The organism is Streptomyces sp. NPDC031474 (genome assembly GCF_055581185.1).
In genome coordinates this window covers 266847-293754 of the sequence record NZ_JBVIJX010000009.1, presented here as the reverse complement: position 1 = coordinate 293754, position 26908 = coordinate 266847, and the positions used below count along the sequence as shown (strand labels likewise).

The following is a 26908-nucleotide window of genomic DNA, read 5'->3' as shown; positions in this document are numbered from 1 at the left end:
AGGGGCCGTCCAGGGTGCACCCGGGGTAACGCTCGTCACGCCCCGGCCGCCGCGAACGCCCCCCTGGCCATCCGGTGCAGCAGCTCCGCGGTCACCCCGCGGCCCGGCAGGGCGCCCGGCCGGCCGAGGTGCGGGGTCGAGTTCAGCAGACCGAACACGGAGTGCACCGCCGAACGGGCCGCCGGCTCCGTCAACGCAGGGTAGACCTCGCGGACGACCTCCACCCACAGTTCGACGTACTGCCGCTGGAGCTGGCGCACCAGCTTGCGGTCGCTGTCCCGGAGGCGGTCCAGCTCGCGGTCGTGCAGGGTGATCAGAGGGCGGTCGTCGAGGGCGAAGTCGATGTGCCCCTCGATGAGCGAGTCGAGGACCGCCTCGAAGGGCACGCCGTCGGCCTCCTGGAGGCGCCGTTTCGCACCTGTCAGCAGTCGGCCGCTGATGCCGACCAGCAGCTCCGCGAGCATCGCGTCCTTGCCCGGGAAGTGCCGGTACAGCCCCGGACCGCTGATACCGACAGCGGCCCCTATCTCGTCCACCCCGACGCCGTGGAACCCGCGCTCGGCGAACAGCCGCGCGGCCTCCTTGAGGATCTGCTCGCGGCGGGTGGGGGCGTCGGTTCTCGTGGCCATGAAAGCAATTCTAGACAGGGAGGTTAGCGGTCGTTAACCTGAAGGCAATGGTTAACGCTCATTAACAGCCGAGCACGGGCAGTCACGGGTGATCACGGGCGACCGCGGGTCTCACGGGGCACACGGGTCTCACGGGTGAGGGGAACCGCAGGATGGAGCAGGCACCGGAGCTGACGAGCGCGGGAGACCCCGCGTCGGAGGCCTGGCAGGCCAACGAGGAGGCGCATCGCGTCCTCGTCGAGGAGCTGCGCGGCAAGCTCGCCGCGGCCCGGCTGGGCGGCGGGGAGAAGGCGCGGGCCCGCCATACCGCGCGCGGCAAGCTGTTGCCCCGGGACCGGGTCGACGCCCTGCTGGACCCGGGCTCGCCGTTCCTGGAGCTCGCGCCACTGGCCGCCGACGGGATGTACGACGGACAGGCTCCCGCCGCCGGGGTCATCGCCGGGATCGGGCGGGTCGCCGGGCGCGTGTGCGTGATCGTCGCCAACGACGCCACCGTCAAGGGCGGCACCTACTACCCGATGACGGTGAAGAAGCACCTGCGCGCGCAGGAGGTGGCTCTGGAGAACCGCCTGCCCTGTCTGTACCTGGTCGACTCCGGCGGCGCCTTCCTGCCGATGCAGGACGAGGTGTTCCCGGACCGGGAGCACTTCGGGCGGATCTTCTACAACCAGGCCCGGATGTCGGGGGCGGGCATCCCCCAGATCGCGGCCGTCCTCGGGTCGTGCACGGCCGGCGGGGCGTACGTCCCGGCCATGAGCGACGAGGCCGTCATCGTGCGCAACCAGGGGACGATCTTCCTGGGCGGGCCCCCGCTGGTGAAGGCCGCCACCGGTGAGGTCGTCACCGCGGAGGAACTGGGCGGCGGCGAGGTGCACGCGCGCGTGTCGGGCGTGACCGACCATCTCGCGGAGGACGACGCGCACGCGCTGCGGATCGTGCGGAACATCGTCTCCACGCTCCCCGCCCGCGGTCCCCTCCCCTGGGAGGTGCGGCCGTCCGTCGAGCCCAAGGTGGACCCCTACGGGCTGTACGGCGCCGTGCCGGTCGACTCCCGCACCCCCTATGACGTACGGGAGGTCATCGCGCGCGTGGTCGACGGCTCCCGGTTCGCGGAGTTCAAGGCCGAGTTCGGGCAGACCCTGGTCACCGGCTTCGCCCGGATCCACGGCCACCCGGTGGGCATCGTCGCCAACAACGGCATCCTGTTCTCCGAGTCCGCCCAGAAGGGCGCCCACTTCATCGAGCTGTGCGACCAGCGCGGGATCCCGCTGGTGTTCCTGCAGAACATCTCCGGCTTCATGGTCGGCCGGGACTACGAGGCCGGGGGCATCGCCAAGCACGGCGCCAAGATGGTGACGGCCGTGGCGTGCACACGCGTGCCGAAGCTGACGGTCGTGATCGGCGGGTCGTACGGCGCCGGGAACTACTCCATGTGCGGCCGGGCCTACTCGCCGCGCTTCCTGTGGATGTGGCCGGGCGCCAAGATCTCCGTCATGGGCGGCGAGCAGGCCGCGTCGGTGCTCGCGACCGTCAAGCGGGACCAGTTGGAGGCGCACGGCGAGTCCTGGCCCACCGCGGACGAGGAGGCCTTCAAGGACCCGATCCGTGCGCAGTACGACCGCCAGGGAAACGCCTATTACGCGACGGCCCGCCTGTGGGACGACGGGGTCATCGACCCCATGGAGACCCGGCAGGTGCTGGGACTGGCACTGACCGCCTGCGCCAACGCGCCCCTGGGCGACCCCCAGTTCGGCGTCTTCCGGATGTGAGGGGCATGACGACAATGTTCGACACGGTGCTTGTGGCCAACCGGGGTGAGATCGCCGTCCGCGTCATCCGGACGCTGCGGTCGATGGGCGTGCGCTCGGTGGCCGTCTTCTCGGACGCCGACGCGGACGCTCGGCACGTCCGGGAGGCCGACACGGCGGTACGGATCGGTCCGGCCGCGGCGGCCGAGAGCTATCTGTCCGTGGAGCGGCTGCTGGCGGCCGCCGCGCGGACGGGCGCGCAGGCCGTCCACCCCGGGTACGGCTTCCTGGCCGAGAACGCGGGCTTCGCGCGCGCCTGCGGCGACGCGGGGCTCGTCTTCATCGGGCCGCCCGCCGACGCCATCTCCCTCATGGGCGACAAGATCCGGGCGAAGGAGACCGTGCGGGCGGCCGGGGTGCCGGTCGTCCCGGGGTCGAGCGGCAGCGGGCTGACGGACGACCAGCTCGTCGCCGCCGCCCATGAGATCGGCGTCCCGGTGCTGCTGAAGCCGAGCGCGGGCGGCGGCGGCAAGGGCATGCGGCTGGTGCGGGACGCCGCACTGCTGGCCGACGAGATCGCCGCCGCCCGCCGCGAGGCCCGCGCCTCCTTCGGCGACGACACGCTGCTCGTCGAGCGGTGGGTGGACCGACCCCGGCACATCGAGATCCAGGTCCTGGCCGACGGACACGGCAACGTGGTGCACCTGGGCGAGCGCGAGTGCTCCCTCCAGCGCCGGCACCAGAAGATCGTCGAGGAGGCGCCGAGCGTGCTCCTCGACGAGGCCACGCGCGCGTCGATGGGCGAGGCGGCCGTGCAGGCGGCCCGGTCCTGCGGATACCGGGGCGCGGGCACGGTGGAGTTCATCGTCCCCGGCGAGGACCCGTCGTCGTACTTCTTCATGGAGATGAACACCCGGCTCCAGGTGGAGCATCCGGTCACCGAGCTGGTCACCGGGCTCGATCTGGTGGAGTGGCAGCTGCGGGTCGCGGCCGGCGAGCCGCTGTCCTTCGCACAGCAGGACATCCGGCTGACCGGGCACGCGGTCGAGGCGCGCATCTGCGCCGAGGACCCCGCGCGCGGGTTCCTGCCCTCCGGCGGGACGGTGCTCAAGCTGCACGAGCCGCAGGGCGACGGCGTGCGCACCGACTCCGGGCTCAGCGAGGGCACCGAGGTCGGCAGCCTGTACGACCCGATGCTGAGCAAGGTGATCGCGTACGGCCCCGACCGCGCCACCGCGCTCCGCAAGCTCCGCGCGGCCCTCGCGGAGACGGTCACGCTGGGCGTGCAGACCAACGCGGGCTTCCTGCGCCGGCTGCTCGCCCATCCGGCGGTGGTGGCGGGCGAGTTGGACACGGGGCTGGTCGAGCGCGAGGCGGCCGGGCTGATCTCGGACACTGTGCCGCAGGAGGTGTACGCGGCGGCGGCGCTGCTGCGCCATGGCGCGCTCGCCCCCGACACCGACGCCCGCTCCGACGCCCCCTCCGGCTCCGACGCCCGCCCCGCCTCCGACACTCACTCCGGCTCCGGCTCCGGCTGGGCGGACCCGTTCGCCGCCGCCGACGGCTGGCGCCTGGGCGGCGAGCGGGCCTGGACACCGCACCACCTCCAGGCGGCCGGCCACGAGCCGGTGACCGTGCGCGTGCGCAGCACGCCGGGCGACGCGACGGAGCTGCTCCTGCCCGGCGCGGACCGGCCCCTGCGGGGGTCCGGGGGCGTGCCCCCGCGGGGCGCGGCCGGACACCGGTTCGGCTTCCGGCTCGACGACGTCCGTCACACCTTCGTCGCGCTGCCGGACGGCACCTGGCTGGGCCGGGACGGCGACGCCTGGCAGGTGCGTGACCATGATCCGGTCGCCGCGTCCCTGTCCGGCGCCACGCACGCGGGCGCCGACTCGCTGACCGCGCCCATGCCCGGCACGGTGACGGTCCTCAAGGTCGCCGTCGGCGACGAGGTGACCGCGGGCCAGAGCCTGCTGGTCGTCGAGGCGATGAAGATGGAACACGTCATCTCCGCCCCGCACGACGGCACGGTCGCCGAGCTGGACGTCACCCCGGGGACGACGGTCGCCATGGACCAGGTGCTCGCCGTCATCACCCCCGCACAGGCCTCGGCAGAGGCACCGGCTGAGGCCTCGGCCAAGGAGGACCAGTGACACTCCCCATGGTCGTACCGGCCCCGGACCTGCCCGCGCGGATCAGGATCCACGAGGTCGGCGCGCGCGACGGGCTGCAGAACGAGAAGTCGACCGTGCCGACGGCCGTGAAGGCGGAGTTCGTGCGCCGGCTGGCCGACGCGGGCCTGACGACGATCGAGGCGACGAGCTTCGTCCACCCCAAGTGGGTGCCGCAGCTCGCCGACGCCGAGGAGCTGTTCCCGCTCGTCTCCGGCCTGCCGGTGGCACTGCCGGTCCTCGTGCCGAACGCACGTGGGCTGGACCGGGCGCTGGCGCTGGGTGCGCGGCGCGTCGCCGTGTTCGCCAGCGCCACGGAGTCCTTCGCCAAGGCCAACCTCAACCGCACGGTGGACGAGTCGCTCGCCGTGTTCGAGCCGGTGGTGCGGCGGGCGAAGGACGAGGGCGCGCACGTCCGCGGCTATGTGTCGATGTGCTTCGGCGACCCCTGGGAGGGATCGGTCCCGCTGCACCAGGTCGTGCGGGTCTGCGCGGCGCTGCGGGACATGGGCTGCGACGAGCTGAGCCTGGGCGACACGATCGGCGTCGCCACCCCGGGCCATGTCCTGGAGCTGCTGTCGTCGCTCAACGAGCAGGCCGTGCCGACGAACGTGATCGGTGTGCACTTCCATGACACCTACGGCCAGGCGCTCGCCAACACCCTTGCCGCGCTCCAGCACGGCGTCACCGTCGTCGACGCCTCGGCGGGCGGTCTCGGCGGCTGCCCGTTCGCCAAGTCCGCCACCGGCAACCTCGCCACCGAAGACCTCGTGTGGATGCTTCAGGGCCTCGGTATCGACACCGGGGTCGACCTCGGCCGTCTCGTCGCCACCAGCGTGTGGATGGCCGACCAACTGGGCCGACCCAGCCCGTCCCGCACCGTCCGCGCCCTCGGCAGGACGCCACAGCCCCACAAGGAGCAGTGACCCGACATGGACCACCGTCTCTCCCCCGAGCTGGAAGAACTCCGGCGCACCGTCGCGGAGTTCGCGCACGATGTCGTCGCGCCCAAGATCGGCGACTTCTACGAGCGCCATGAGTTCCCGTACGAGATCGTCCGCGAGATGGGCCGCATGGGCCTGTTCGGGCTGCCGTTCCCGGAGGAGTACGGCGGCATGGGCGGCGACTACCTCGCCCTCGGTATAGCGCTGGAGGAGTTGGCGCGTGTCGACTCGTCCGTGGCGATCACCCTGGAGGCGGGCGTCTCGCTGGGCGCGATGCCGATCCATCTGTTCGGCACCGAGGAGCAGAAGCGTCAGTGGCTGCCGCGGCTGTGCTCCGGCGAGATCCTGGGCGCCTTCGGGCTGACGGAGCCGGACGGCGGCTCGGACGCGGGCGCGACCCGGACGACGGCGCGGATCGACCCGGAGACCGACGAGTGGGTGATCAACGGCACCAAGTGCTTCATCACCAACTCGGGCACGGACGTCACGGGGTTGGTCACGGTCACGGCCGTGACGGGCCGCAAGCCGGACGGCAGGCCGCTGATCTCGGCGATCATCGTGCCGTCCGGCACCCCGGGCTTCACGGTCGCCGCGCCCTACTCGAAGGTCGGCTGGAACGCCTCGGACACCCGTGAGCTGTCCTTCTCCGACGTGCGGGTCCCGGCGGCGAACCTGCTGGGCGAAGAGGGCCGCGGGTACGCGCAGTTCCTGCGGATCCTCGACGAGGGCCGGATCGCCATAGCGGCCCTCGCCACCGGCCTCGCGCAGGGCTGTGTGGACGAGTCGGTGAAGTACGCGAAGGAACGGCACGCGTTCGGCCGTCCGATCGGCGCCAACCAGGCCATCCAGTTCAAGATCGCCGACATGGAGATGAAGGCCCACACCGCCCGCCTCGCCTGGCGCGACGCGGCCTCCCGTCTGGTGTCCGGCGAGCCCTTCAAGAAGGAGGCGGCGCTCGCCAAGCTCTACTCGTCGACGATCGCCGTCGACAACGCCCGCGACGCCACGCAGGTCCACGGCGGGTACGGCTTCATGAACGAGTATCCGGTGGCCCGGATGTGGCGCGACTCCAAGATCCTGGAGATCGGGGAGGGCACGAGCGAGGTGCAACGGATGCTGATCGCGAGGGAGTTGGGCCTGGCGGGCTGATCGAGCACATCGGGCTGATCGGGCCGGCAGGGCGGTTTCAGGGCATCCCCCTGAGGCCGCCCTTGCCGCTCTTTGTCTTGCTCTCTTGCCGGTCTCTCGCCGCTCTTTTGACGCCCCCTGGACAGAAACTGAGGTTAGGCTAACCTACATTCGAACCGTCCTCGGGTGATCCGCCCCGTTCGAAAGTAGCCAGAGCCATGCCCAACGCCAGTGCCGCTCGTCCCACCCGCCGCGGCATCCTCGCCGCCGGCGGCGCCCTCGGACTCGGCGCCGTCCTCGCCGCCTGCGGGGACGACGACGCGAGCAGCAGCGACTCCCGGTCGTCGGCGGGCACGTCGGGCAAGTCCGGCCCCTGGACGTTCAAGGACGACCGCGGCACCACGGTGAAGCTCGACAAGACCCCCGCGAACATCGTCGCGTTCACCGGTGTCGGCGCCGCCCTCCACGACTACGGCATCCAGGTCAAGGGCGTGTTCGGCCCGACCGAAACGACCACCGGCAAGGCCGACGTCCAGGCCGGCGACATGGATGTCACCAAGGTCGAGATCCTCGGCAACGTCTGGGACGAGTTCAACGTCGAGAAGTACGCGGCCCTCGCGCCCGACGTCCTCATCTCCACGATGTTCGACGACGCCGGCACCCTCTGGTACGTCCCCGAGGCATCCAAGGACAAGATCGCCAAGCTTGCCCCGAGCGTCGGCATCTCCGTCTACGACCGTCAGTTGACCGCTCCGCTACAGCGCATGTGGGAGCTGGCCGAGTCCCTCGGCGCCGACATGACGGCGGCCGCGGTCACCGCCGCGAAGAAGAGGTTCGAGGACGCGGCCGCCCGGCTGCGCGCCGCCGCGAAGGCCAAGCCCGGCATCAAGGTGATGGCCGGTTCCGCGAGCGCCGAGCTGTTCTACGTCTCCGGCACCAACCTCTCCATCGACCTGGAGTACTTCAAGGCGCTCGGCGTGAACTTCGTCGAGCCGCCGGAGAGCGCGAAGAAGCAGGGGGGCGGCTGGTACGAGTCGCTGAGCTGGGAGAACGTCGACAAGTACCCGGCGGACATCATCATGATGGACGACAGGTCCACGACCATCCAGCCTTCGGCGATCACGGAGGCCACATGGAAGAAGCTGCCCGCGGTGAACGCGGGGCAGGTCATCGCCCGGTCGCCGGAACCGATCCTTTCGTACGACAAGTGTGTGCCGCTGCTGGAGAACCTCGCCGAGGCTCTCGAGAAGGCGAAGAAGGTCACCTGATCAGGGTGGCTCGAGGTCGTGGGTGAGGCGACACAGCCCCGCGCCCCAGAAGACGCCGCCCTCCCCAACAACTCCAGGGAGCCCCCATGACAACGGCCGTTGCCGCACCGTTCCGTTTCTTCTCCCTTCAGGTCACGCGAACGAGGCGGCTCGGCCCGTCTCTCGTCCGGGTGAGTTTCTCCGGCGAAGACCTGCAGTACTTCTTCTCCGACGGGCGTGATCAGTCACTCTCCCTCTTCCTGCCGCAGCCGGGGCAGTCGGAGCCCGCCGTTCCCTTCGAGCTCGGGGACGGCTGGTGGCAGGCGTGGCGCGAGTTGCCGGACGGCGTACGGGCGGTGATGCGGTCGTACACGCTGCGGGCGCTGCGGCGTGAGCCCGACGAGATCGACATCGACTTCGTGCTGCACACACCGGCCGGCCCCGCCTCCGCGTGGGCCGCCCGGGCCGCCGCCGGGGACCGGGTGGTCCTGCTGGGCCCCGCGATCGCCGACAACCGGGCGATCCGGTTCCGGCCGCCGCAGGACACCGATCTGGTCGTGCTGTGGGGCGACGAGAGCGCGCTGCCGGCGATCGCCTCGATCCTTCAGTCGCTGCCGGCCGGGCAGCGGGTGCGGGTGTGGCTCCAGGTGCATGACGCCGGGGACGTACAGGAGTTGGCGACCGCGGCGGACGCCGAGATCACCTGGACGGTCGGGGAGAGTTCCGTCGACGCCCTCCGGGAAGCGCAGCTCCCGCCCGCCGCGCACCCGTACGTCTGGATCGCGGGCGAGTCGGGGTCGGTGAAGGCGCTGCGCCGGCACTTCGTGCGGGAGCGCGGGGTCGACCGGCGGCGGGTCACCTTCGTCGGGTACTGGCGCCAGGGCCTGACGGAGGAACAGCTCCGCGAGAGCGAGTGAACGACGTGATCACGGTCACCACAGGGACAGAGCTTCCCCGATGTTAGTTAGGTTAGGCTTACCTAAGTTAAGCGACCCTCGGAGGGCCCCTCATGCGCTCGCACCTGCTCAATGACACGACCGCGGAGCAGTACCGCCGCTCCGTGACCGAAGGAGTCGAGCGGGTGGCCGCCAAACTCGCCGCCACCGACCGTCCGTTCACCGGCGTCACGGTCGACGCCCTCGCGCCCCGCATCGACGGGATCGATCTGGACCAGCCGCTGCACGACACCGCGGCGGTCCTGGACGAGCTGGAGGAGGTCTACCTCCGCGACGCGATCTACTTCCACCACCCCCGCTACCTCGCCCACCTCAACTGCCCGGTCGTCATCCCCGCCGTGCTGGGCGAGGCGGTCCTGTCCGCCGTGAACTCCTCCCTGGACACCTGGGACCAGTCGGCCGGCGGCACCCTCATCGAGCGGAAACTGATCGACTGGACGACCGCGCGCATCGGCCTCGGCCCGGCCGCCGACGGGGTGTTCACCTCCGGCGGCACGCAGTCCAACCTCCAGGCCCTGCTGCTCGCGCGGGAGGAGGCCAAGACCGACTCCCTGGCCAAACTGCGCATCTTCGCCTCCGAGGTCAGCCACTTCAGCGTGAAGAAGTCCGCGAAACTCCTCGGGCTGAGCCAGGACTCGGTGGTCTCCATCCCCGTCGACCACGACAAGCGCATGCAGACCGTCGCGCTCGCCCACGAGCTGGAGCGCTGCAAGAAGGCCGGCCTCGTCCCCATGGCCGTCGTCGCCACCGCCGGCACCACCGACTTCGGGTCCATCGACCCGCTGCCCGAGATCGCCGAACTGTGCACCCAGTACGGCGCCTGGATGCACGTCGACGCCGCCTACGGCTGCGGGCTGCTCGCCTCCCTCAGGTACCGGGACCGCATCGACGGCATCGAGCGCGCCGACTCCGTCACCGTCGACTACCACAAGTCCTTCTTCCAGCCGGTGAGTTCGTCCGCCGTCCTGGTGCGCGACGCCTCGACCCTGCGGCACGCGACCTACCACGCGGAGTACCTCAACCCGCGCCGCATGGTCACCGAGCGCATCCCCAACCAGGTCGACAAGTCCCTGCAGACCACCCGCCGTTTCGACGCGCTCAAGCTGTGGATGACGCTGCGCACGATGGGCGCCGACGGCATCGGGCAGCTCTTCGACGAGGTCTGCGACCTGGCCGTCGAAGGCTGGAAACTGCTGGCCGCCGACCCCCGCTTCGACGTCGTCGTCCAGCCCTCGCTCTCCACCCTGGTCTTCCGCCACATCCCCGCCGCCGTCACCGACCCGGCCGAAATCGACCGCGCCAACCTCCACGCCCGCAAGGCCCTGTTCGCCTCCGGCGACGCGGTGGTCGCGGGCACCAAGGTCGGCGCCCGCCACTACCTGAAGTTCACCCTGCTCAACCCCGAGACGACGACCGACGACATCGCCGCCGTCCTCGACCTGATCGCCGGCCACGCCGAGCAGTACCTGGGAGAGTCCCTTGACCGCGCTTCCTGAAGCCAGCCGCGTCCATGACCTCGTGGGGATCGGGCTCGGCCCCTTCAACCTCGGCCTCGCCTGTCTCACCGAGCCCATCGACGAACTCGACGGCGTCTTCCTGGAGTCCAAGCCCGACTTCGAGTGGCACGCCGGCATGTTCCTCGACGGCGCCCATCTCCAGACGCCGTTCATGTCGGACCTGGTCACCCTGGCCGACCCGACCTCGCCGTACTCCTTCCTCAACTACCTGAAGGAGAAAGGGCGGCTGTACTCGTTCTACATCCGCGAGAACTTCTACCCGCTGCGCGTCGAGTACGACGACTACTGCCGCTGGGCGGCCGGCAAACTCGGCAGCGTGCGCTTCTCGACGACGGTCGCGGAGGTGACGTACGACGAGAGCGACGCGCTGTACGCCGTACGGACCACGGCCGGCGACGTGTACCGCGCCCGTCACCTGGTCCTCGGCACCGGCACCTCCCCCTACGTCCCGCCGGCCTGCGCCGGCCTGGGCGGCGACTTCATCCACAACTCCCGCTATGTGCAGCACCGGGCGCAGTTGCAGAAGAAGGAGTCGATCACGCTGGTGGGCTCCGGCCAGTCCGCCGCCGAGATCTACCACGACCTGCTGGGCGAGATCGACGTCCACGGCTACCGGCTGAACTGGGTCACCCGCTCCCCGCGCTTCTTCCCGCTGGAATACACCAAACTCACGCTGGAGATGACGTCCCCGGAGTACATCGACTACTTCCGCGCCCTGCCGGAGCACACCCGCTACCGCCTCACGGCCGAGCAGAAGGGCCTGTTCAAGGGCATCGACGGCGACCTGATCAACGAGATCTTCGACCTGCTCTACCAGAAGAACCTCGGCGGCCCGGTCCCGACCCGGCTGCTCACCAACTCCGCGCTCACCCACGCCGCTTACGCGGACGGGTCGTACACCCTGTCCTTCCGCCAGGAGGAGCAGGAGAAGGACTTCGAGATCCAGTCCGAGGGCCTGGTCCTGGCCACCGGCTACCGGTACGCCGAGCCGGAGTTCCTCGCCCCGGTCAGGGACAGACTGCGCTACGACTCCCGGGGCAGCTTCGACGTCGCCCGCAACTACGCCATCGACACCACGGGCCGGGGCGTGTTCCTTCAGAACGCGGGCGTGCACACGCACAGCATCACCTCGCCCGACCTCGGCATGGGCGCCTACCGCAACAGCTGCATCATCCGAGAGCTGCTCGGCAGCGAGTACTACCCGGTCGAGAAGACCATCGCGTTCCAGGAGTTCGCCATATGACCTTCGCCTTCCGCCCGCTCGACCCCCTGAAGGACGCCGAGCTCCTGCACACCTGGGTCACCCACCCCAAGGCCGCCTTCTGGATGATGCAGGACGCGACCCTGGTGGACGTCGAGCGCGCCTACCTGGACATCGCGGCCGACGAGCACCACCACGCGCTGCTCGGTCTCGACGAGGACGGCGTCCCCGCCTTCCTGATGGAGAAGTACGACCCCGCCCACCGCGAGCTGGTCGGCCTCTACGAGCCGCGGCCCGGCGACGTCGGCATGCACTTCCTCACCCCGCCGACCGACACGCCCGTGCACGGCTTCACCCGGGCCGTCATCACCGCCGTCATGGCCCACCTCTTCGAGGACCCGGCGGTGCGGCGCGTCGTCGTCGAGCCGGACGTGTCCAACAAGGCCGTGCACGCCCTGAACGAGGCCGTCGGGTTCGTGCCCGAGCGGGAGATCCAGAAGCCGGAGAAGAAGGCCCTGCTGAGCTTCTGCACCCGGGAGCGCTTCTTCGACAGGCACCGCCCCGCCGCGCAGGGGGTGACCATATGAGCCTCGCCGACGCCGTCGCGCACCTCTCCCCCGAACGCTGGGAGAAGGCCAACCGTCTCCTCGTCCGCAAGGCCCTCGCGGAGTTCGCGCACGAGCGGCTCATCACTCCCGAGGAGCGGGACGGCCGGTACGTCGTCCGCAGCGACGACGGACTGACGTACTACCGCTTCACCGCCGTCCGCCGCGCCCTCGACCACTGGCAGGTGGACGCCGACTCGATCACCCGCACCCGCGACGGCGCCGAACTCCCCGTCGCCGCCCTGGACTTCCTCATCGAGCTGAAGAAGACGCTGGGCCTGAGCGACGAGATCCTGCCGGTCTACCTGGAGGAGATCTCCTCCACCCTCTCCAGCACCTGCTACAAGCTCACCAAGCCCCAGGTGACCTCCGCCGAGCTGGTGCGCAGCGGCTTCCAGGCCATCGAGACCGGCATGACCGAGGGCCACCCCTGCTTCGTCGCCAACAACGGGCGGCTCGGCTTCGGCATCCACGAGTACCTGTCGTACGCCCCGGAGACGGCGAGCCCCGTCCGGCTGGTGTGGCTGGCCGCGCACCGCTCACGGGCCGCGTTCACGGCCGGCGTCGGGATCGACTACGAGTCGTTCGTACGCAAGGAGCTGGGCGAGGCCACCGTCGAACGGTTCGACGGCCGGCTGCGCGAGCAGGGGCTGGCCCCCGCCGACTACCTCCTCATCCCCGTCCACCCCTGGCAGTGGTGGAACAAGCTCACCGTCACCTTCGCCGCCGAGATCGCCCGCCGGCACCTGGTGTGCCTGGGCGAGGGCGACGACGAATACCTGGCCCAGCAGTCCATCCGGACGTTCTTCAACTCCTCGCACCCCGAGAAGCACTACGTGAAGACGGCGCTGTCCGTCCTCAACATGGGCTTCATGCGGGGGCTGTCGGCCGCCTACATGGAGGCGACCCCGGCCATCAACGACTGGCTCGCGCAGCTCATCGACAACGACCCGGTGCTGAAGTCGACCGGTCTGTCGATCATCCGGGAGCGGGCGGCCGTCGGCTACCGGCACCTGGAGTACGAGGCGGCGACGGACCGCTACTCGCCGTACCGCAAGATGCTGGCCGCGCTGTGGCGGGAGAGCCCGGTGCCGACGCTCCAGGACGGCGAGTCGCTCGCCACGATGGCCTCCCTGGTGCACGTCGACCACGAGGGACGGTCGGTGGCCGGCGCGCTCGTCGAACGGTCCGGCCTGGCGCCGGCCCAGTGGCTGCGCCACTACCTCCAGGCGTACTACACCCCGCTGCTGCACAGCTTCTACGCCTACGACCTGGCCTTCATGCCGCACGGCGAGAACACGATCCTGGTGCTGAAGGACGGGGTCGTGCAGCGGGCGGTCTACAAGGACATCGCCGAGGAGATCGCCGTCATGGACCCGGACGCGGTGCTGCCGCCGGAGGTCCGGCGGATCCGCGTCGACGTGCCCGAGGACACGAAACTGCTGTCGATCTTCACGGACGTCTTCGACTGCTTCTTCCGCTTCCTCGCGGCCGGCCTCGCCACCGAGGGCATCCTGGAGGAGGACGACTTCTGGCGCACGGTCGCCGAGGTCACCCGCGCCTACCAGGACGCCAACCCCGAACTGTCCGACAGGTTCCGCCAGTACGACATGTTCGCGCCCGAGTTCGCCCTGTCCTGCCTCAACCGGCTCCAGCTGCGCGACAACAGGCAGATGGTGGACCTGGCCGACCCGTCGGGTGCCCTCCAGCTGATCGGCACCCTGAAGAATCCCGTCGCAGGGTTCTGATCACGACAGGCGGGCGCCCCCGAGTACGGTCCTCGGGGGCGCCCGCCCTGTTCTTTGGAACAATCGCCCCATGGCGGAAATCATCCAGAAGGACGGCACCTGGGTCTTCGACGGCGACGCCCTGCGGCTGACCCCGGGGCGGGACAGGAACGTCGGTCTGCTCCGCCGGGAACTGGGTGAACTCGTCGTCCCGCTGGGCGCGTTGGCGGGGATCTCGTTCGAGCAGGGCAAGAAGACCGGACGGCTGAGGCTGCGGCTGCGAGACGGCGCGGACCCGCTGCTGCACGCGACCGGCGGACGGCTGGCCGAGCCGCACGACCCCTACCAGCTCACCGTCGAGTCCGACCGGTACGGCGTCGCCGAGTACGTCGTGGACGAGGTGCGCAGCGCGCTGCTGCTGGACCGGGTCCCGGCCGGGCCGGTGGACCGGTATCTGCTGCCGGGGCCGGCCGTGCCCCTGTCGGCCTCCGCCGGGGACGGCACGGCCGGCTTCGACGGCGAGCGGGTGCGCCTGGAGTGGAACTGGAAGACGGAAGATGCAAAGTCCTCGGCGGGCGCCCGCACCCTCGCCGTCGAGGACATCGTGGGCGTCGAGTGGCATCCCGCGGGCGGTCTGGACAGCGGCTTCCTGCGGTTCCGGGTGCGCGGCGCGGTCACGACGACACCGCCGCAGTACGACCCCAACGCGGTGCAGCTGTGGGGCTTCAAGAAGGACCCGCTGATGGCGCTGGTCGCGGCCGCGGTGCAGGCCCGGCTGCCGCACCCGGCCACAGCCCCCGAGGACGCCGTACCGGCCCAGCGGCCCGAGCCGGACCCGCTGCCGGGCAGCGACCACGACGCGCTGCTGCGCCGGCTGCGCGAGCTCGGCGAACTGCACCGCGACGGCGTCCTGACGGACGAGGAGTTCACGATGGCCAAACAGGCGGTCCTCAAGCGCATGTAGCGCGGGTGAGGACCGCCTGCCGGCCTGGGGTGTGCGCCCCGCCTTCCAGGCGCACACCCCACGGTTACTCGGCCGGTTACTTGGCCTTGCGGGCCACCGTGAAATGGTCGATCCGGTCGCCCGTCTCGGCGATGCCCTGGACCTTCAGGGTCGTGTAGTGGCCCTTCGGCGCGGGGGTGACGTCCACGCGCAGGAACGAGTAGTTCAGGTAGCGCACGCGCGACCAGGTGACGGTCTCGTTCTGCTTGCCGTCCTTGAGGTTGATGAAGGAGGCCACGGAGTCGACCTCGTGCTCGTGGCCCTCGTAGGAGTCCGGGGCGGTGAAGGCGTACAGGCTGCGGCCTGCCGCGCCCGCCGTGACGTAGACGACGCCCTCGGTCTCGGAGTAGGCCGTGCCGCCGATCGGCAGCTTCTTGGTGACCGTGTTGCCCTTGATGACGTCGGTGCGCTCGTACTGGTGGTTGTGGCCGTTGATGACCAGGTCCACCTGGTACTTGTCGAACAGCGGCACCCACTCCTGGCGCACGCCCCCCTCCGAGGCGTGCGCGGTGGAGGTGCAGTACGCGCAGTGGTGGAAGAACACGACGATGAAGTCGATGTCCTTGGCGGCGCGGAACTTCTTCAGCTGCGCCTCGAACCACTTGGTCTGGGTGCCGCCGGAGATGCCGAGGTTGGCCGGGATCTCGAAGGAGACGTCGTTGGGGTCCAGCGAGATGATCGCCGTGTTGCCGTAGACGAAGGAGTAGACGCCCGGGAGGTTCTTCGCGTCCGGGCCGTTGTCGGGCAGGCTCCAGCGGGCTTCCTCGCCGCCGTAGCCGTTGGGCGAGTACCAGGCCTCCATGTCGTGGTTGCCGTACGACACCATCCACGGCACGGACTTGGCGACGGACTCGGTCTGGGCGAGGAACTGGTCCCAGGTGCGCGAGTCGAACACCGTGTCGGAGGTCTTGCCCTGGCCGGCCGGGTCGCCGTAGGCGATGTCGCCGGCGTGCAGGTGGAAGGACGGGTTCTGGCCGAGGATCAGGCTGTCGTTGGCCAGCGCGTGGTAGCTGACGCCCTGGTCGCCGAAGGCGGTGAAGGTGAACGGCGCCTTGTGGGCGGGGGCGGTGGTGAAGGTGCCCAGGGTGCCCAGCAGGTGCGGCTCGGCCGGGTCGAAGCCGGCGTGGCCGACGCCGTAGTAGTAGGTCTTGCCGGGCTTGAGGCAGGTGAGCTTGGCGTGCACGTAGTACTGGGTGTAGTTGCCGCTCGCGCCCACGCCCGCCGGGGTGAACAGGGTGCGCACCTCGGCCTCGATCTTGCGGGAGAGGTCCCAGGGGTGGGCGCCGATGCGGATGAAGGGCTTCTTCACCGCGACCGGGACCTGCCAGGAGACGGTGATCTCGGTGCGCGGGTCGTTGCCGTAGGCGAGGTGGCGGCCGAAGGGCGCGACGAGGGCGCCGTCGACGGACTCGGTGTGCGTGAGGGGCTGCGTGGGAACGGCGGCCTGGGCCGTGGCGCCGGTCACGAACGCGCCACCGGTGACGGCGCCGAGCGTGACGGCGCCGCCTCTGATCATCGTGCGCCGGGAGAACTTGGCGCGCAGGTACTCGTGCTGCTCGGCCATGCTCATGCGGTCGGCGAGCTGCTCGGGTACGCCCATGCGAGGAGTGTCCATGACGTCTGAAACTCGTGGCCCCGAGCGACGGGCCGCAAGACGCCAAATGGACGGATCGCGAACAGGGGCTCATAACACATTCAACGTTCCCCCAAGTCTCTCCATCAGGGGCCTGCCCGAAATCGGGCACGTTTCTTGCGAAACCGGCTCGCGTCCCTCAGGATCTACGGGTGCACGACGAACTTGTTGATCACCTGACGCGCTCCACGCCCCTCCAGCGGGGCGAGGCACTGCGGGTGATCCAGGACGTGCTCGCCTTCTTCGACGAGACGACCGAGAACTACGTCCGTCGCCGCCACCGCGAGCTCCAGGCCCAGGGCCTGGTGAACACGGAGATCTTCGAACGGATCGAGGCGGACCTGAAATACCGTGCGGTGGCCCCGCCCGAGCTCACGCTCAGGCAACTGCGGCGCATCGTCTACGGCTGAACCGAAGCTTGGGGATACCTGTATATGTGCGGAATCGTCGGATACATCGGGAAGCGTGACGTCGCTCCCCTGCTCCTGGAGGGCCTGCAGCGCCTGGAGTACCGCGGGTACGACTCCGCGGGCATAGTCGTCACCGCCCCGAAGACGGCCGGCCTGAAGATGGTCAAGGCCAAGGGCCGGGTCCGTGACCTGGAGGCCAAGGTCCCGGCGCGCTTCAAGGGCACGACCGGCATCGCCCACACCCGCTGGGCCACCCACGGCGCCCCCTCCGACGTGAACGCCCACCCGCACATGTCGGCCGACCTCAAGGTCGCCGTCGTCCACAACGGCATCATCGACAACGCCTCCGACCTGCGCAAGAAGCTTGAGGCGGACGGCGTCGAGTTCCTCTCCGAGACGGACACCGAGGTCCTCGTCCACCTCATCGCCCGCGCCCAGGCCGACAAGCTCGAGGACAAGGTCCGCGAGGCGCTGCGCGTCGTCGAGGGCACCTACGGCATCGCCGTCATGCACGCCGACTTCAACGACCGCATCGTCGTCGCCCGCAACGGCTCGCCGGTCGTCCTCGGCATCGGCGAGAAGGAGATGTTCGTCGCCTCGGACATCGCCGCGCTGGTCGCCCACACCCGCCAGATAGTCACGCTCGACGACGGCGAGATGGCCACCCTCAAGGCCGACGACTTCCGCACCTACACGACGGAGGGCACCCGCACCACCGCGGAGCCCACCACCGTCGAGTGGGAGGCCGCCTCCTACGACATGGGCGGCCACGACACCTACATGCACAAGGAGATCCACGAGCAGGCCGACGCCGTGGACCGCGTGCTGCGCGGCCGCATCGACGACCGCTTCTCCACCGTGCACCTCGGCGGCCTCAACCTGGACGCCCGCGAGGCGCGCCAGATCCGCCGCGTGAAGATCCTCGGCTGCGGCACCTCGTACCACGCGGGCATGATCGGCGCCCAGATGATCGAGGAGCTGGCCCGCATCCCCGCGGACGCCGAGCCCGCCTCCGAGTTCCGCTACCGCAACGCGGTCGTCGACCCCGACACCCTGTACATCGCCGTCTCCCAGTCCGGTGAGACCTACGACGTGCTGGCGGCCGTCCAGGAGCTCAAGCGCAAGGGCGCCCGGGTGCTGGGCGTCGTCAACGTCGTCGGCTCGGCGATCGCCCGCGAGGCCGACGGCGGCGTCTACGTGCACGCCGGCCCCGAGGTCTGCGTCGTGTCCACCAAGTGCTTCACCAACACCACGGTGGCCTTCGCGCTGCTCGCGCTGCACCTCGGCCGCACCCGGGACCTCTCCGTGCGCGACGGCAAGCGCATCATCGAGGGACTGCGCAAGCTGCCCGGCCAGATCGCCGAGATCCTCTCCTACGAGGAGGAGATCAAGAAGCTGGCCGAGGAGTTCGCCGAGGCCCGCTCGATGCTCTTCATCGGCCGCGTCCGGGGCTACCCCGTCGCCCGTGAGGCCTCCCTGAAGCTGAAGGAGGTCTCGTACATCCACGCCGAGGCCTACCCGGCCTCCGAGCTCAAGCACGGCCCGCTGGCCCTCATCGAGCCCGCCCTGCCGACCGTCGCGATCGTCCCGAACGACGACCTGCTGGAGAAGAACCGCGCGGCCCTGGAGGAGATCAAGGCCCGCAGCGGCAGGATCCTCGCCGTGGCCCACGAGTGCCAGGAGAAGGCCGACCAGACGATCGTCGTCCCGAAGAACGAGGACGAACTCGACCCGATCCTCATGGGCATCCCCCTCCAACTCCTCGCCTACTACACGGCGAAGGCCCTCGGCAGGGACATCGACAAGCCCCGCAACCTCGCGAAGTCGGTAACGGTCGAGTAGGCGAGACGAACGGAACGGACCCCCACGTGACGCCACCGGTCACGGGGGGTCCGCTCTCGTTCGCCGGGGAAGCCCAACTCCCCGGCGCGGCTGCCGATCAGCCCGTGGCCGTCACGCCGGGGCGAGCAGCCCGCCTGGGAAGCGCCGTGGGCCAGTGAGCCAGCGCCGCCGTCGCCGCATACCAGGCGACCGCCCCCGCCGCGACGGCGAACCAGCCGCCGGCCTTGGTGAGCCCGTCGCCGCCGGCGAACCGGGCGACGGCGAGCAGGACGAGCCCGACGAGGAACAACCCGTAGGTGCCCTGGGTCAGTTGGTCGCCGCCCGCGACGGTCAGGGAGAGCGCCACGAGGGCGAACAGGAGCAGGAAGAGCCCCGCGGCGTTGCCGGAGACCTGGTTCCCGGCGGAGACCGCCCAGGTGAACCAGAAGGCGCCGAGGACGGTGTAGGCGGTTCCGGTGGCCGTGTCGCGGTCCCGGAGGGCGAACAGGCCGGCGACGAACAGCGCGACGCCGCCGACGTAGTGGGCGATGGATACGGCGTCCGCAGCCGTCACGCCGTCGATGAGGTCGGTGTACCCGAGGCCGAAGGCCAACAGGGTGACGCCGAGGGCCAGTCGGCCGGCGATGGTGGTGATGCTGCTTCCCGCAGAGACGTCGTTGTCCACGGCAAGCTCCCTTCACGCTTCATGCTTCACGCATGTGCAGGTGTGTGAGCGATATATGCCCTTCACAAGGGCACAAACACCTCTACGCGTCGGTAGTATTACGCTGCGCACAAGGGGAGTGACGGCAGCAGACGGAAACGGCGGCAGCGGACGGGAGTGGACGGCAGAAGCGTGAGGCGCCCGGATCTCGTCCCGCCGGGATGACGGCGCGTCAGGGAATGACGATGACGGGCCGCTTCGCCCGCTTGGCGAGCCGCCCCGCGACGGAGCCGAAGATGCGCCCGACGATGCCGTGGGTCGAGCCGACGACGATCGCGTCGGCCTCGTACTCCCGCCCCACCTCTTCGAGTTCGTGGCAGATGTCGCCGCCGCGCTCGACCAGGATCCAGGGCACCTCGGCGAGGTAGTCCGCGCACGCGAGCTCCAGACCGAGCACCTCGGTGCGGTGGTCCGGCACGTCGACGAAGACGGGCGGCTCGCAGCCGGCCCACACCGTGGTGGGCAGCCGGTTGGCGACATGGACGATGATCAGGCCCGAGCCGGAGCGATGGGCCATGCCGATGGCGTACGCGAGCGCGCGCTCACTGGACGTGGAGCCGTCGAAGCCGACGACCACACCGTGCTTGAAAGCGGGATCGCAGGTGTGGCGTGCGTCTTCCGCCGCCAGGGGCTCGGCCGCCGTAGGGTCGGCGACGGGCCGCTTGCGGTCCGCGGGTTCGAAGAATTCGTGACCGGCCATGGCTGTCTCGGCGTATCGATCCTTATACGGGTGGGACGGCGGTGAGCGGCGGAGCTGTCCGGGAATTGTCTTCCCAACCCCATACCCCCAAGGGTACGGCGGCACGCCTCCTGGGCCCAGATCCCGCACGCCCCCCGGTGGGGGTTCCAGGGAGCATGCACGAGCGGACGCCCGTAACGCAATGGTTGCTGCCCCGTACAGGCGGTTTGCACAGGATTCATTTACGCGGAACCGACCCCCGACAGTGACCGACCGCCCCAACGGGCGTTGAACCCCTTGCACCGCCACCCCCGCACCACCCCGCCGACCGCCGCCCGCACACCGTCACCCGCGCACCGACCGCCGTACCGTCACCCCAGGAAGGAGCCCGCCCCGTGCCCACGTCCCCCGCCGCCCGCGAGACCGCCCCCCGCGACGACCGGACGACCGATCTGATGCGCTGGGCGGCCTTCAGCTGTGTCCTGGTCCCGGTGGTCCTCCTCTGGTACGGCACCTCGCTGGCCGGCACCGCCGGCACCGCCCTCGGCCTCGCCGCCGTCACGGCGGTCTGCCGGGTGCTGCTGCGCCGGTCCGAGCGGTGCGCGGCCCGCTTGCTCGACGACGAGCGTGCGCCGCAGGCGCACCACCGGGGGCGCCATCAGCGCACCGGAACAGGGTCACATCGTGGCGGTCGTCACTCTGGGGGAAACTCACCGGTCGGTTGACCGGTTTTCGCGCACGGACCCGCTTCTTTTCAGCCAACTTCCCGACTCTGTGCATTCCTTGCCGTAACCACCCCCCACCCCCCGTTCCACCTGCACGGAAAGGGCCTCCGGGGCCCTGCGCACCCTACGTGGATTGGCCACCGCACCGAGGCGCACTTCCCTGCACGGCCCACTAGTGCAACGCTTCGTGATCGAATGCTTCACGCCAAGTTGCCATGTCGACAATCTGCCGGGTGGTGAACTGGCCACGCCGGCATCATGCGACACAGTAGATTCGATCTTGACTGTCTACGGCGGGGGACTCGTGCAGGACCGAGGGGAAACGTGCAGGAGCGACACAACCGAGGAGCCGCGACCACCGAGGGGGGCTTAGCAGGATGAGCCACGACTCCACTGCCGCGCCGGAAGCCGCGGCCCGGAAACTGTCCGGGCGACGCCGCAAGGAGATCGTCGCGGTGCTGCTGTTCAGCGGCGGCCCCATCTTCGAGAGTTCCATTCCGTTGTCGGTGTTCGGGATTGACCGCCAGGACGCCGGCGTGCCGCGCTACCGCCTGTTGGTGTGCGGCGGCGAAGAAGGCCCGCTGCGGACCACAGGGGGCCTGGAACTCACCGCGCCACACGGCCTGGAGGCGATCTCACGGGCGGGCACGGTCGTCGTGCCGGCCTGGCGTTCGATCACCTCGCCGCCGCCGGAGGAGGCGCTCGACGCGCTGCGCCGGGCGCACGAAGAGGGCGCCCGCATCGTGGGCCTGTGCACCGGCGCGTTCGTGCTGGCCGCCGCAGGCCTGCTCGACGGCCGCCCGGCGACGACCCACTGGATGTACGCACCGACGCTGGCCAAGCGCTACCCGTCGGTGCACGTCGATCCGCGAGAACTCTTCGTGGACGACGGCGACGTCCTGACGTCGGCGGGCACCGCGGCCGGAATCGATCTCTGTCTGCACATCGTGCGGACGGATCACGGCAACGAGGCGGCGGGCGCGCTGGCCCGGCGTCTCGTCGTCCCACCGCGACGGTCCGGCGGCCAGGAGCGCTATCTCGACCGGTCTTTACCGGAGGAGATCGGCGCCGACCCGCTCGCCGAGGTCGTCGCCTGGGCACTGGAACACCTCCACGAGCAGTTCGACGTGGAGACGCTGGCGGCACGCGCCTATATGAGCCGCCGCACCTTCGACCGCCGCTTCCGGTCGCTGACCGGAAGTGCGCCACTGCAGTGGCTGATCACCCAGCGGGTGCTGCAGGCGCAGCGTCTGCTGGAGACGTCGGACTACTCGGTGGACGAGGTCGCGGGCCGCTGCGGCTTCCGCTCGCCGGTGGCCCTGCGCGGCCACTTCCGGCGCCAGCTGGGTTCGTCCCCGGCGGCGTACCGGGCGGCGTACCGGGCGCGCAGGCCGCAGGGCGAACGCACGGCGGACAACGAGCCGTCGTCGCCACCGCCACCACCGCCGTCGCTGCACCCGGAGGGGCCGGGGCCGGTCCCACCGCAGATCCGGCGCACGGCGACCGCGGCGGCCGGCGCGGTGGGCTCGTCGGCGTCCCTGCCGTCCGAGCACGCGCGCGAGGCGTACGCGACGTCGCGGGCGAGTGTGCCGGGGCAGCGCAGCGGTAGCTGAGCACCTCGTGACGCCGGACGGGTGGACCGACTCGACCCGTCCGGCGTTCGACGCGGCCCTCACGCAGGTACCGCTCTCAGACGCACCGCTCGCAGACGTGCCGCTCGCAGACGTGCCGCTCGCAGACGTGCCCTCCTGGACAAGGCCCACACAAACGCGGGGCGTCCCAAAAGGCGACGTCAGCTTTAGGGTGGTCGCATGAACGATCGCATGGTGTGGATCGACTGCGAGATGACCGGCCTCTCGCTGTCGGACGATGCTCTCATCGAGGTTGCCGCCCTCGTCACCGACTCCGAGCTGAACATCCTCGGCGACGGTGTGGACATCGTCATCCGCCCGCCGGCCAAGGCACTGGAGACGATGCCGGAGGTGGTGCGTGAGATGCACACCTCGTCCGGGCTGCTCGACGAGCTGGCCGGCGGGACGACGCTCGCGGAGGCCGAGGCGCAGGTGCTGGCGTATGTGCGCAAGCACGTGAAGGAGCCCGGCAAGGCGCCCCTGTGCGGCAACTCCGTCGGCACCGACCGCGGTTTCCTGGCGCGGGACATGGCGGCCCTGGAGAACTACCTCCACTACCGCATCGTGGACGTCTCCTCCATCAAGGAGCTCGCCCGGCGCTGGTACCCGCGGGCGTACTTCAACAGCCCGGAGAAGAACGGCAACCACCGCGCGCTCGCCGACATCCGCGAGTCCATCGCGGAACTGCGCTACTACCGCGAGGCCGTCTTCGTACCGCAGCCCGGCCCGGACTCCGACACGGCCAAGGCCATCGCCGCGAAGCACGTCCTGCCCGCCGAGTAGGGGGCCGCGGGAGGCGCCCGGAAAAGCCGTGCGCGAGCACCCCTTCGGACCCTGTACACTTTTTCTCGGCCGGTAGGGAGACCACAGAGTCCAACTGCCGGGCGTGGTGGGTGTAGCTCAGCTGGTAGAGCACCTGGTTGTGGTCCAGGATGCCGCGGGTTCGAGTCCCGTCACTCACCCTGAGTCATCAGCCGGTGACTTCCCGTAAGGGAGGTCGCCGGCTGATGTGTTTCCGAGAACGGGAGCGTTCGTTCATGGGGCCGGCCGTCCACGCCGAACCGATCAGCACCGCCCGCCTCGACCTCCTCCCCCTGCGCGTGGACCACGCGGCGGAGATGGCGACCGTCCTGGCCGATCCCGCCCTGCACACCTTCATCGGCGGCGCCCCCAGCACCCCCGAAGCCCTGCACATCCGCTACGGACGTCTCGTCGCCGGCTCCCCGGATCCGGCCGTCTCCTGGTGCAACTGGGTCCTGCGCCTGCGCGACGCCGACCGCCTGACCGGCACCGTCCAGGCGACGGTCACGGACCGGGGCCGCACCGCGGAGATCGCCTGGGTCACCGGCACCCCCTGGCAGGGCCGCGGCCTCGCCTCGGAGGCGGCGCGAGGGCTCGTCGGGTGGCTGCGCGAGCAGGGCGTGCACACGGTCATCGCCCACATCCACCCCGACCACCACGCCTCGGCCGCCGTCGCCGCGGCGGCAGGACTGTCGCCGACGGGCGAGGAACACGACGGCGAGATCAGGTGGCGGTCGCCTTTGCGGCAGTGACCCACACCGCCCGGCGCCGGAGCTCCCGACCGCCCCGGCGATGCTCCCGCCCGGACGGCCTCAGGACGAGGCCCGCCCCACCAACTCCGTGGCCAGCACCACCTGTCGGCGCTCCAGGCCCCGGGACACCGCCGGGCGGCGGTCCGCGATCTCGGTCAGCAGCAGATCCAGCATTCTGCGGCCCATCTCCTCGATGGGCTGGCGGACGCTGGTCAGCGGCGGGTCCATGTGGCGGGCGATGGCCGAGTCGTCGTAGCCGACCAGGGCGACGTCCTCCGGGATGCGCACGCCCGCCTCGCGCAGGGCCTGGCGGGCGCCGGCCGCCATGACGTCGGAGCCGGCGAAGACCGCGTCGGGGGCGGGGGTGCGGGCGAGGAGTTCACGCATCGCGCGGTGGCCGCCCTCCTCGGTGAAGTCACCCGGGGCGATGAGACCCTCGTCCACCTCGTACCCCGCGTCGCGCAGGGCGTCGCGATAGCCGTCGACGCGCCGCTGGGCGCCGTAGACGTCGAGGCGGCCGGTGATGTGGGCGATACGGGTGCGACCGCGGGACAGCAGGTGCTCGACCGCCGAGCGGCCGCCGCCGTAGTTGTCGGAGTCCACCGAGGGGAGCGTCTCCCCGGCCGAGCGCGGGCCGCTGATCACCGCCGGGATCTCCAGCTGGGCGAGCAGATCGGGCAGGGGGTCGTCGGCGTGGACCGAGACCAGCAGGACGCCGTCCACCCGGTGCGCCGCCAGATACTGGGCCAGCCGGCGGCGTTCGCGGTCGCTACCCGCGAAGATCAGCAGCAGCTGCATCTCGGTGTCCGAGAGCTCCGCGCCGACACCGCGCAGCATGTCCGAGAAGTACGGTTCCGCGAAGAAACGCGTCTCCGGTTCGGGGACCACCAAGGCGATCGCGTCCGTGCGGTTGGCGGCGAGGGCGCGGGCCGCGGTGTTCGGGACATAGCCGAGCTCGGCGACCGCCGCCTCCACCGCCGCGCGGGTCGCGTCGCTGACCCGGGGCGAACCGTTGATCACCCGGGAGACCGTGCCGCGGCCGACGCCGGCACGTGCGGCCACCTCTTCGAGGGTCGGCCGACCACCGCTCCGCCCCCGCGCTCCGTGGCTTGCCATGGGCTCCGCCTTCCCGCCGTTGTTCGCGCTGGCCTGGAATCTAACAGTCCTGTCCGATCCGGCCCGGTCGGGCCGCCGTCGCCGGGCGGCGCGCGCCCCGGCACCACCGCGCGGGCCGTCGGCGCCCCGCGCGCGACAGGGTCAACTCGGCCTCCCCTGGCGGGAAAGCGCTGTCCGGGCGAGTTAGCTAACGGGCCGATAACTGAACGCATCTCTCCGGGTCCCCGCCCTTGACACCCCCGCCCGAACCGACGACTCTTCAACACATCACCTGTGGGAGCGCTCCCACGGTACCTGACACATACACATCCCGCACGTTCCCCGCCCGAGCCGCAGCGAGTAACTAACGGGCCCAACAATGCAGTTGGCCGGGGGGTCGGCACGTCAGGGCAACAGGAGGACGCAATGCGAGCACGTACCCGAACCGCCCGCCGGGCGGTAGTCCTCGCGACCGTCGCGACACTGGGCGCCGGTCTGCTGGCCGGCTGTGCCGACGACAGCGGCGACGACAACGCCTCGGACGGCGCGTCGTCGGGCGGCGGCAAGGGCAAGACCACGATCACGCTGGGTCTGTTCGGCACCTTCGGCTACAAGGAAGCCGGCCTCTACACCGAGTACGAGAAGCTCCACCCCGACATCAAGATCGCCGAAAATGTCACGGAGAAGAACGAGAACTACTACCCGGCGCTGGTCAACCACCTCACCACCAACAGCGGCCTGATGGACGTCCAGGCCATCGAGGTGGGCAACATCGCCGAGGTCGTGGCCACCCAGGCGGCCAAGTTCGAGGACATGTCGAAGGTCTCGGGCGTCGACAAGAGCCAGTGGCTGGACTGGAAGTGGTCGCAGGCCACCACCAAGGACGGCCAGACAATCGGCCTCGGCACCGACGTCGGCCCGATGGCCCTCTGCTACCGCAAGGACCTCTTCCAGACGGCCGGTCTGCCCACCGACCGTGAGGCGGTCGGCAAGCTGTGGGCCGGCGACTGGAACAAGTTCATCACCGCCGGCGAGCAGTACAAGAGGAAGGCCAAGGCGGGCACGTTCTTCATGGACTCCCCCGGCGGTCTGATCAACGCGATCCTCAGCAGTGAGAAGGAGAAGTTCTACGACTCCTCCGGCGAGGTCATCTACAAGAAGAACCCGGCCGTGAAGGCCGCCTTCGACCTGACCGCGAAGGCCGCCGAGGAGGGCCTGGTCCAGCCCCAGACACAGTTCCAGCCGGCCTGGAACACGACGATCGCCCAGAGCAAGTTCGCCACCATCGCCTGCCCGCCGTGGATGCTCGGCACCATCAAGGGCAACGCGAAGGCCGAGGACGCCGGCAAGTGGGACGTGGCCGTCGCACCCAAGTCCGGCAACTGGGGTGGCTCCTTCCTGGGCGTGCCCAAGAGCGGCAAGCACGTGAAGGAGGCCGAAGAGCTCGTCAAGTGGCTGACCGCGCCCGAGCAGCAGGCGAAGCTCTTCAAGGTGCAGGGCAACTTCCCGAGCGCGCCGGCCACGTACACGATGCCCGAAGTCACCGGCGCCAAGAACGCGATGACCGGTGACTCGCCGGTCGGCACGGTCTTCTCCGAGGCCGCCAAGACCGCCCCGGTGCAGGTGATCGGCCCGAAGGACCAGATCATCCAGCAGGGCCTGTCCGACAACGGCGTCTTCCTCGTGACAAAGGGCAAGACGGCGAAGGAGGCCTGGGACACGGCCACCAAGACCATCGACAACAACCTGGACAAGTGACCC

23 protein-coding genes and 1 tRNA gene are annotated in these 26908 nt (G+C 70.2%); 19 read left to right on the top strand and 5 right to left on the bottom strand.

Going from position 1 to position 26908, the window contains the following annotated elements:
- Positions 1 to 35 precede the first annotated feature (35 nt).
- On the bottom strand, positions 36 to 629 hold the full coding sequence (locus ACZ5SK_RS20765) for an SACE_7040 family transcriptional regulator (RefSeq protein WP_319342056.1): 594 nt from the start codon (positions 627 to 629) through the stop codon (positions 36 to 38).
- Positions 630 to 781: 152 nt separating this feature from the next.
- Between ACZ5SK_RS20765 and ACZ5SK_RS20760 the strand changes: the two genes are divergently transcribed.
- The 11 genes from ACZ5SK_RS20760 to ACZ5SK_RS20710 all read left to right on the top strand — a co-directional run bounded on the left by ACZ5SK_RS20760 (position 782) and on the right by ACZ5SK_RS20710 (position 14837).
- The gene (locus tag ACZ5SK_RS20760; protein ID WP_334579656.1) at positions 782 to 2398 is read left to right on the top strand and encodes a carboxyl transferase domain-containing protein; all 1617 of its coding nucleotides are present in this window, start codon (positions 782 to 784) and stop codon (positions 2396 to 2398) included.
- Positions 2399 to 2412: 14 nt separating this feature from the next.
- Positions 2413 to 4530: an acetyl/propionyl/methylcrotonyl-CoA carboxylase subunit alpha gene (locus ACZ5SK_RS20755; RefSeq protein ID WP_468576461.1), complete on the top strand. Its 2118-nt coding sequence runs from the start codon at positions 2413 to 2415 to the stop codon at positions 4528 to 4530.
- Positions 4531 to 4538: 8 nt separating this feature from the next.
- Positions 4539 to 5474: a hydroxymethylglutaryl-CoA lyase gene (locus tag ACZ5SK_RS20750; protein WP_334581337.1), complete on the top strand. Its 936-nt coding sequence runs from the start codon at positions 4539 to 4541 to the stop codon at positions 5472 to 5474.
- Between the two features lie 6 nt (positions 5475 to 5480).
- Positions 5481 to 6641, top strand: a complete 1161-nt coding sequence (locus tag ACZ5SK_RS20745) for an acyl-CoA dehydrogenase family protein (protein WP_334579655.1) — start codon at positions 5481 to 5483, stop codon at positions 6639 to 6641.
- A gap of 197 nt (positions 6642 to 6838) precedes the next feature.
- Positions 6839 to 7888, top strand: a complete 1050-nt coding sequence (locus tag ACZ5SK_RS20740; protein ID WP_468576410.1) for an ABC transporter substrate-binding protein — start codon at positions 6839 to 6841, stop codon at positions 7886 to 7888.
- A gap of 86 nt (positions 7889 to 7974) precedes the next feature.
- On the top strand, positions 7975 to 8784 hold the full coding sequence (locus ACZ5SK_RS20735) for a siderophore-interacting protein (RefSeq protein WP_334579653.1): 810 nt from the start codon (positions 7975 to 7977) through the stop codon (positions 8782 to 8784).
- 92 nt (positions 8785 to 8876) lie between these two features.
- Positions 8877 to 10319, top strand: a complete 1443-nt coding sequence (gene desA, locus ACZ5SK_RS20730) for a lysine decarboxylase DesA (RefSeq protein WP_334579652.1) — start codon at positions 8877 to 8879, stop codon at positions 10317 to 10319.
- Positions 10303 to 11583, top strand: a complete 1281-nt coding sequence (locus ACZ5SK_RS20725) for a lysine N(6)-hydroxylase/L-ornithine N(5)-oxygenase family protein (RefSeq protein WP_468157101.1) — start codon at positions 10303 to 10305, stop codon at positions 11581 to 11583. The genes desA and ACZ5SK_RS20725 overlap by 17 nt, the downstream gene beginning before the upstream one ends.
- On the top strand, positions 11580 to 12128 hold the full coding sequence (locus ACZ5SK_RS20720; RefSeq protein ID WP_334579650.1) for a GNAT family N-acetyltransferase: 549 nt from the start codon (positions 11580 to 11582) through the stop codon (positions 12126 to 12128). Before ACZ5SK_RS20725 ends, ACZ5SK_RS20720 begins: the two co-directional genes overlap by 4 nt.
- Positions 12125 to 13894, top strand: coding sequence for an IucA/IucC family protein (locus ACZ5SK_RS20715; RefSeq protein WP_334579649.1), 1770 nt, complete (start codon positions 12125 to 12127; stop codon positions 13892 to 13894). The genes ACZ5SK_RS20720 and ACZ5SK_RS20715 overlap by 4 nt, the downstream gene beginning before the upstream one ends.
- 70 nt (positions 13895 to 13964) lie before the next feature.
- Positions 13965 to 14837 carry a DUF4429 domain-containing protein gene (locus ACZ5SK_RS20710; RefSeq protein ID WP_361700799.1) on the top strand — a complete coding sequence of 291 codons (873 nt, stop codon included), beginning with the start codon at positions 13965 to 13967 and terminating at the stop codon, positions 14835 to 14837.
- 76 nt (positions 14838 to 14913) lie between these two features.
- Here the strand turns inward: ACZ5SK_RS20710 and ACZ5SK_RS20705 are convergent, their stop codons facing one another.
- Positions 14914 to 16476, bottom strand: coding sequence for a purple acid phosphatase family protein (locus ACZ5SK_RS20705; RefSeq protein ID WP_334579647.1), 1563 nt, complete (start codon positions 16474 to 16476; stop codon positions 14914 to 14916).
- 185 nt (positions 16477 to 16661) lie between these two features.
- Between ACZ5SK_RS20705 and ACZ5SK_RS20700 the strand changes: the two genes are divergently transcribed.
- Both ACZ5SK_RS20700 and glmS read left to right on the top strand, forming a co-directional pair.
- A complete protein-coding gene (locus tag ACZ5SK_RS20700; protein ID WP_334579646.1) occupies positions 16662 to 16919 on the top strand; it encodes a hypothetical protein in 258 nt (85 codons plus the stop codon).
- Positions 16920 to 16943: 24 nt separating this feature from the next.
- A complete protein-coding gene (gene glmS, locus ACZ5SK_RS20695) occupies positions 16944 to 18761 on the top strand; it encodes a glutamine--fructose-6-phosphate transaminase (isomerizing) (protein ID WP_319673326.1) in 1818 nt (605 codons plus the stop codon).
- Between the two features lie 97 nt (positions 18762 to 18858).
- Here the strand turns inward: glmS and ACZ5SK_RS20690 are convergent, their stop codons facing one another.
- Positions 18859 to 19425 carry a GPR1/FUN34/YaaH family transporter gene (locus ACZ5SK_RS20690; protein ID WP_468576409.1) on the bottom strand — a complete coding sequence of 189 codons (567 nt, stop codon included), beginning with the start codon at positions 19423 to 19425 and terminating at the stop codon, positions 18859 to 18861.
- A 211-nt stretch (positions 19426 to 19636) separates the two neighbouring features.
- Positions 19637 to 20164 carry a universal stress protein gene (locus ACZ5SK_RS20685; RefSeq protein ID WP_079662063.1) on the bottom strand — a complete coding sequence of 176 codons (528 nt, stop codon included), beginning with the start codon at positions 20162 to 20164 and terminating at the stop codon, positions 19637 to 19639.
- Positions 20165 to 20598: 434 nt separating this feature from the next.
- Between ACZ5SK_RS20685 and ACZ5SK_RS20680 the strand changes: the two genes are divergently transcribed.
- The 5 genes from ACZ5SK_RS20680 (at position 20599) to ACZ5SK_RS20660 (ending at position 24052) form a co-directional block, all read left to right on the top strand.
- Positions 20599 to 20868, top strand: a complete 270-nt coding sequence (locus tag ACZ5SK_RS20680; RefSeq protein ID WP_319342190.1) for a hypothetical protein — start codon at positions 20599 to 20601, stop codon at positions 20866 to 20868.
- 377 nt (positions 20869 to 21245) lie between these two features.
- Positions 21246 to 22481: a helix-turn-helix domain-containing protein gene (locus tag ACZ5SK_RS20675; RefSeq protein ID WP_334579644.1), complete on the top strand. Its 1236-nt coding sequence runs from the start codon at positions 21246 to 21248 to the stop codon at positions 22479 to 22481.
- A gap of 198 nt (positions 22482 to 22679) precedes the next feature.
- A complete protein-coding gene (gene orn / locus ACZ5SK_RS20670) occupies positions 22680 to 23282 on the top strand; it encodes an oligoribonuclease (protein ID WP_334579643.1) in 603 nt (200 codons plus the stop codon).
- 106 nt (positions 23283 to 23388) lie between these two features.
- Positions 23389 to 23461, top strand: a tRNA-His gene (locus ACZ5SK_RS20665).
- Between the two features lie 75 nt (positions 23462 to 23536).
- Positions 23537 to 24052, top strand: a complete 516-nt coding sequence (locus ACZ5SK_RS20660) for a GNAT family N-acetyltransferase (protein ID WP_443041349.1) — start codon at positions 23537 to 23539, stop codon at positions 24050 to 24052.
- 60 nt (positions 24053 to 24112) lie between these two features.
- Here the strand turns inward: ACZ5SK_RS20660 and ACZ5SK_RS20655 are convergent, their stop codons facing one another.
- Positions 24113 to 25168, bottom strand: a complete 1056-nt coding sequence (locus tag ACZ5SK_RS20655; RefSeq protein ID WP_468576408.1) for a LacI family DNA-binding transcriptional regulator — start codon at positions 25166 to 25168, stop codon at positions 24113 to 24115.
- Positions 25169 to 25573: 405 nt separating this feature from the next.
- On the opposite strand from ACZ5SK_RS20655, the gene ACZ5SK_RS20650 reads away from it, so the two are divergent.
- Positions 25574 to 26905 (top strand): ABC transporter substrate-binding protein, encoded by a 1332-nt coding sequence (locus ACZ5SK_RS20650; RefSeq protein ID WP_334579640.1) that lies wholly within the window; start codon positions 25574 to 25576, stop codon positions 26903 to 26905.
- The last annotated feature ends 3 nt before the right edge of the window (positions 26906 to 26908 follow it).

Excerpts from the sequence above, each read along its gene's own strand:
- ACZ5SK_RS20760 (WP_334579656.1), top strand. The coding sequence starts at position 782 with ATGGAGCAGGCACCGGAGCTGACGAGCGCGGGAGACCCCGCGTCGGAG.
- ACZ5SK_RS20735 (WP_334579653.1), top strand. The coding sequence starts at position 7,975 with ATGACAACGGCCGTTGCCGCACCGTTCCGTTTCTTCTCCCTTCAGGTC.
- ACZ5SK_RS20755 (WP_468576461.1), top strand. The coding sequence starts at position 2,413 with ATGTTCGACACGGTGCTTGTGGCCAACCGGGGTGAGATCGCCGTCCGC.
- ACZ5SK_RS20705 (WP_334579647.1), bottom strand. The coding sequence starts at position 16,476 with ATGGGCGTACCCGAGCAGCTCGCCGACCGCATGAGCATGGCCGAGCAG.
- ACZ5SK_RS20750 (WP_334581337.1), top strand. The coding sequence starts at position 4,539 with ATGGTCGTACCGGCCCCGGACCTGCCCGCGCGGATCAGGATCCACGAG.
- ACZ5SK_RS20675 (WP_334579644.1), top strand. The coding sequence starts at position 21,246 with ATGAGCCACGACTCCACTGCCGCGCCGGAAGCCGCGGCCCGGAAACTG.
- ACZ5SK_RS20715 (WP_334579649.1), top strand. The coding sequence starts at position 12,125 with ATGAGCCTCGCCGACGCCGTCGCGCACCTCTCCCCCGAACGCTGGGAG.
- ACZ5SK_RS20765 (WP_319342056.1), bottom strand. The coding sequence starts at position 629 with ATGGCCACGAGAACCGACGCCCCCACCCGCCGCGAGCAGATCCTCAAG.
- desA (WP_334579652.1), top strand. The coding sequence starts at position 8,877 with ATGCGCTCGCACCTGCTCAATGACACGACCGCGGAGCAGTACCGCCGC.
- ACZ5SK_RS20655 (WP_468576408.1), bottom strand. The coding sequence starts at position 25,168 with ATGGCAAGCCACGGAGCGCGGGGGCGGAGCGGTGGTCGGCCGACCCTC.
- glmS (WP_319673326.1), top strand. The coding sequence starts at position 16,944 with ATGTGCGGAATCGTCGGATACATCGGGAAGCGTGACGTCGCTCCCCTG.
- ACZ5SK_RS20745 (WP_334579655.1), top strand. The coding sequence starts at position 5,481 with ATGGACCACCGTCTCTCCCCCGAGCTGGAAGAACTCCGGCGCACCGTC.
- ACZ5SK_RS20720 (WP_334579650.1), top strand. The coding sequence starts at position 11,580 with ATGACCTTCGCCTTCCGCCCGCTCGACCCCCTGAAGGACGCCGAGCTC.
- orn (WP_334579643.1), top strand. The coding sequence starts at position 22,680 with ATGAACGATCGCATGGTGTGGATCGACTGCGAGATGACCGGCCTCTCG.
- ACZ5SK_RS20650 (WP_334579640.1), top strand. The coding sequence starts at position 25,574 with ATGCGAGCACGTACCCGAACCGCCCGCCGGGCGGTAGTCCTCGCGACC.
- ACZ5SK_RS20685 (WP_079662063.1), bottom strand. The coding sequence starts at position 20,164 with ATGGCCGGTCACGAATTCTTCGAACCCGCGGACCGCAAGCGGCCCGTC.
- ACZ5SK_RS20660 (WP_443041349.1), top strand. The coding sequence starts at position 23,537 with ATGGGGCCGGCCGTCCACGCCGAACCGATCAGCACCGCCCGCCTCGAC.
- ACZ5SK_RS20680 (WP_319342190.1), top strand. The coding sequence starts at position 20,599 with ATGCGCTGGGCGGCCTTCAGCTGTGTCCTGGTCCCGGTGGTCCTCCTC.
- ACZ5SK_RS20710 (WP_361700799.1), top strand. The coding sequence starts at position 13,965 with ATGGCGGAAATCATCCAGAAGGACGGCACCTGGGTCTTCGACGGCGAC.
- ACZ5SK_RS20740 (WP_468576410.1), top strand. The coding sequence starts at position 6,839 with ATGCCCAACGCCAGTGCCGCTCGTCCCACCCGCCGCGGCATCCTCGCC.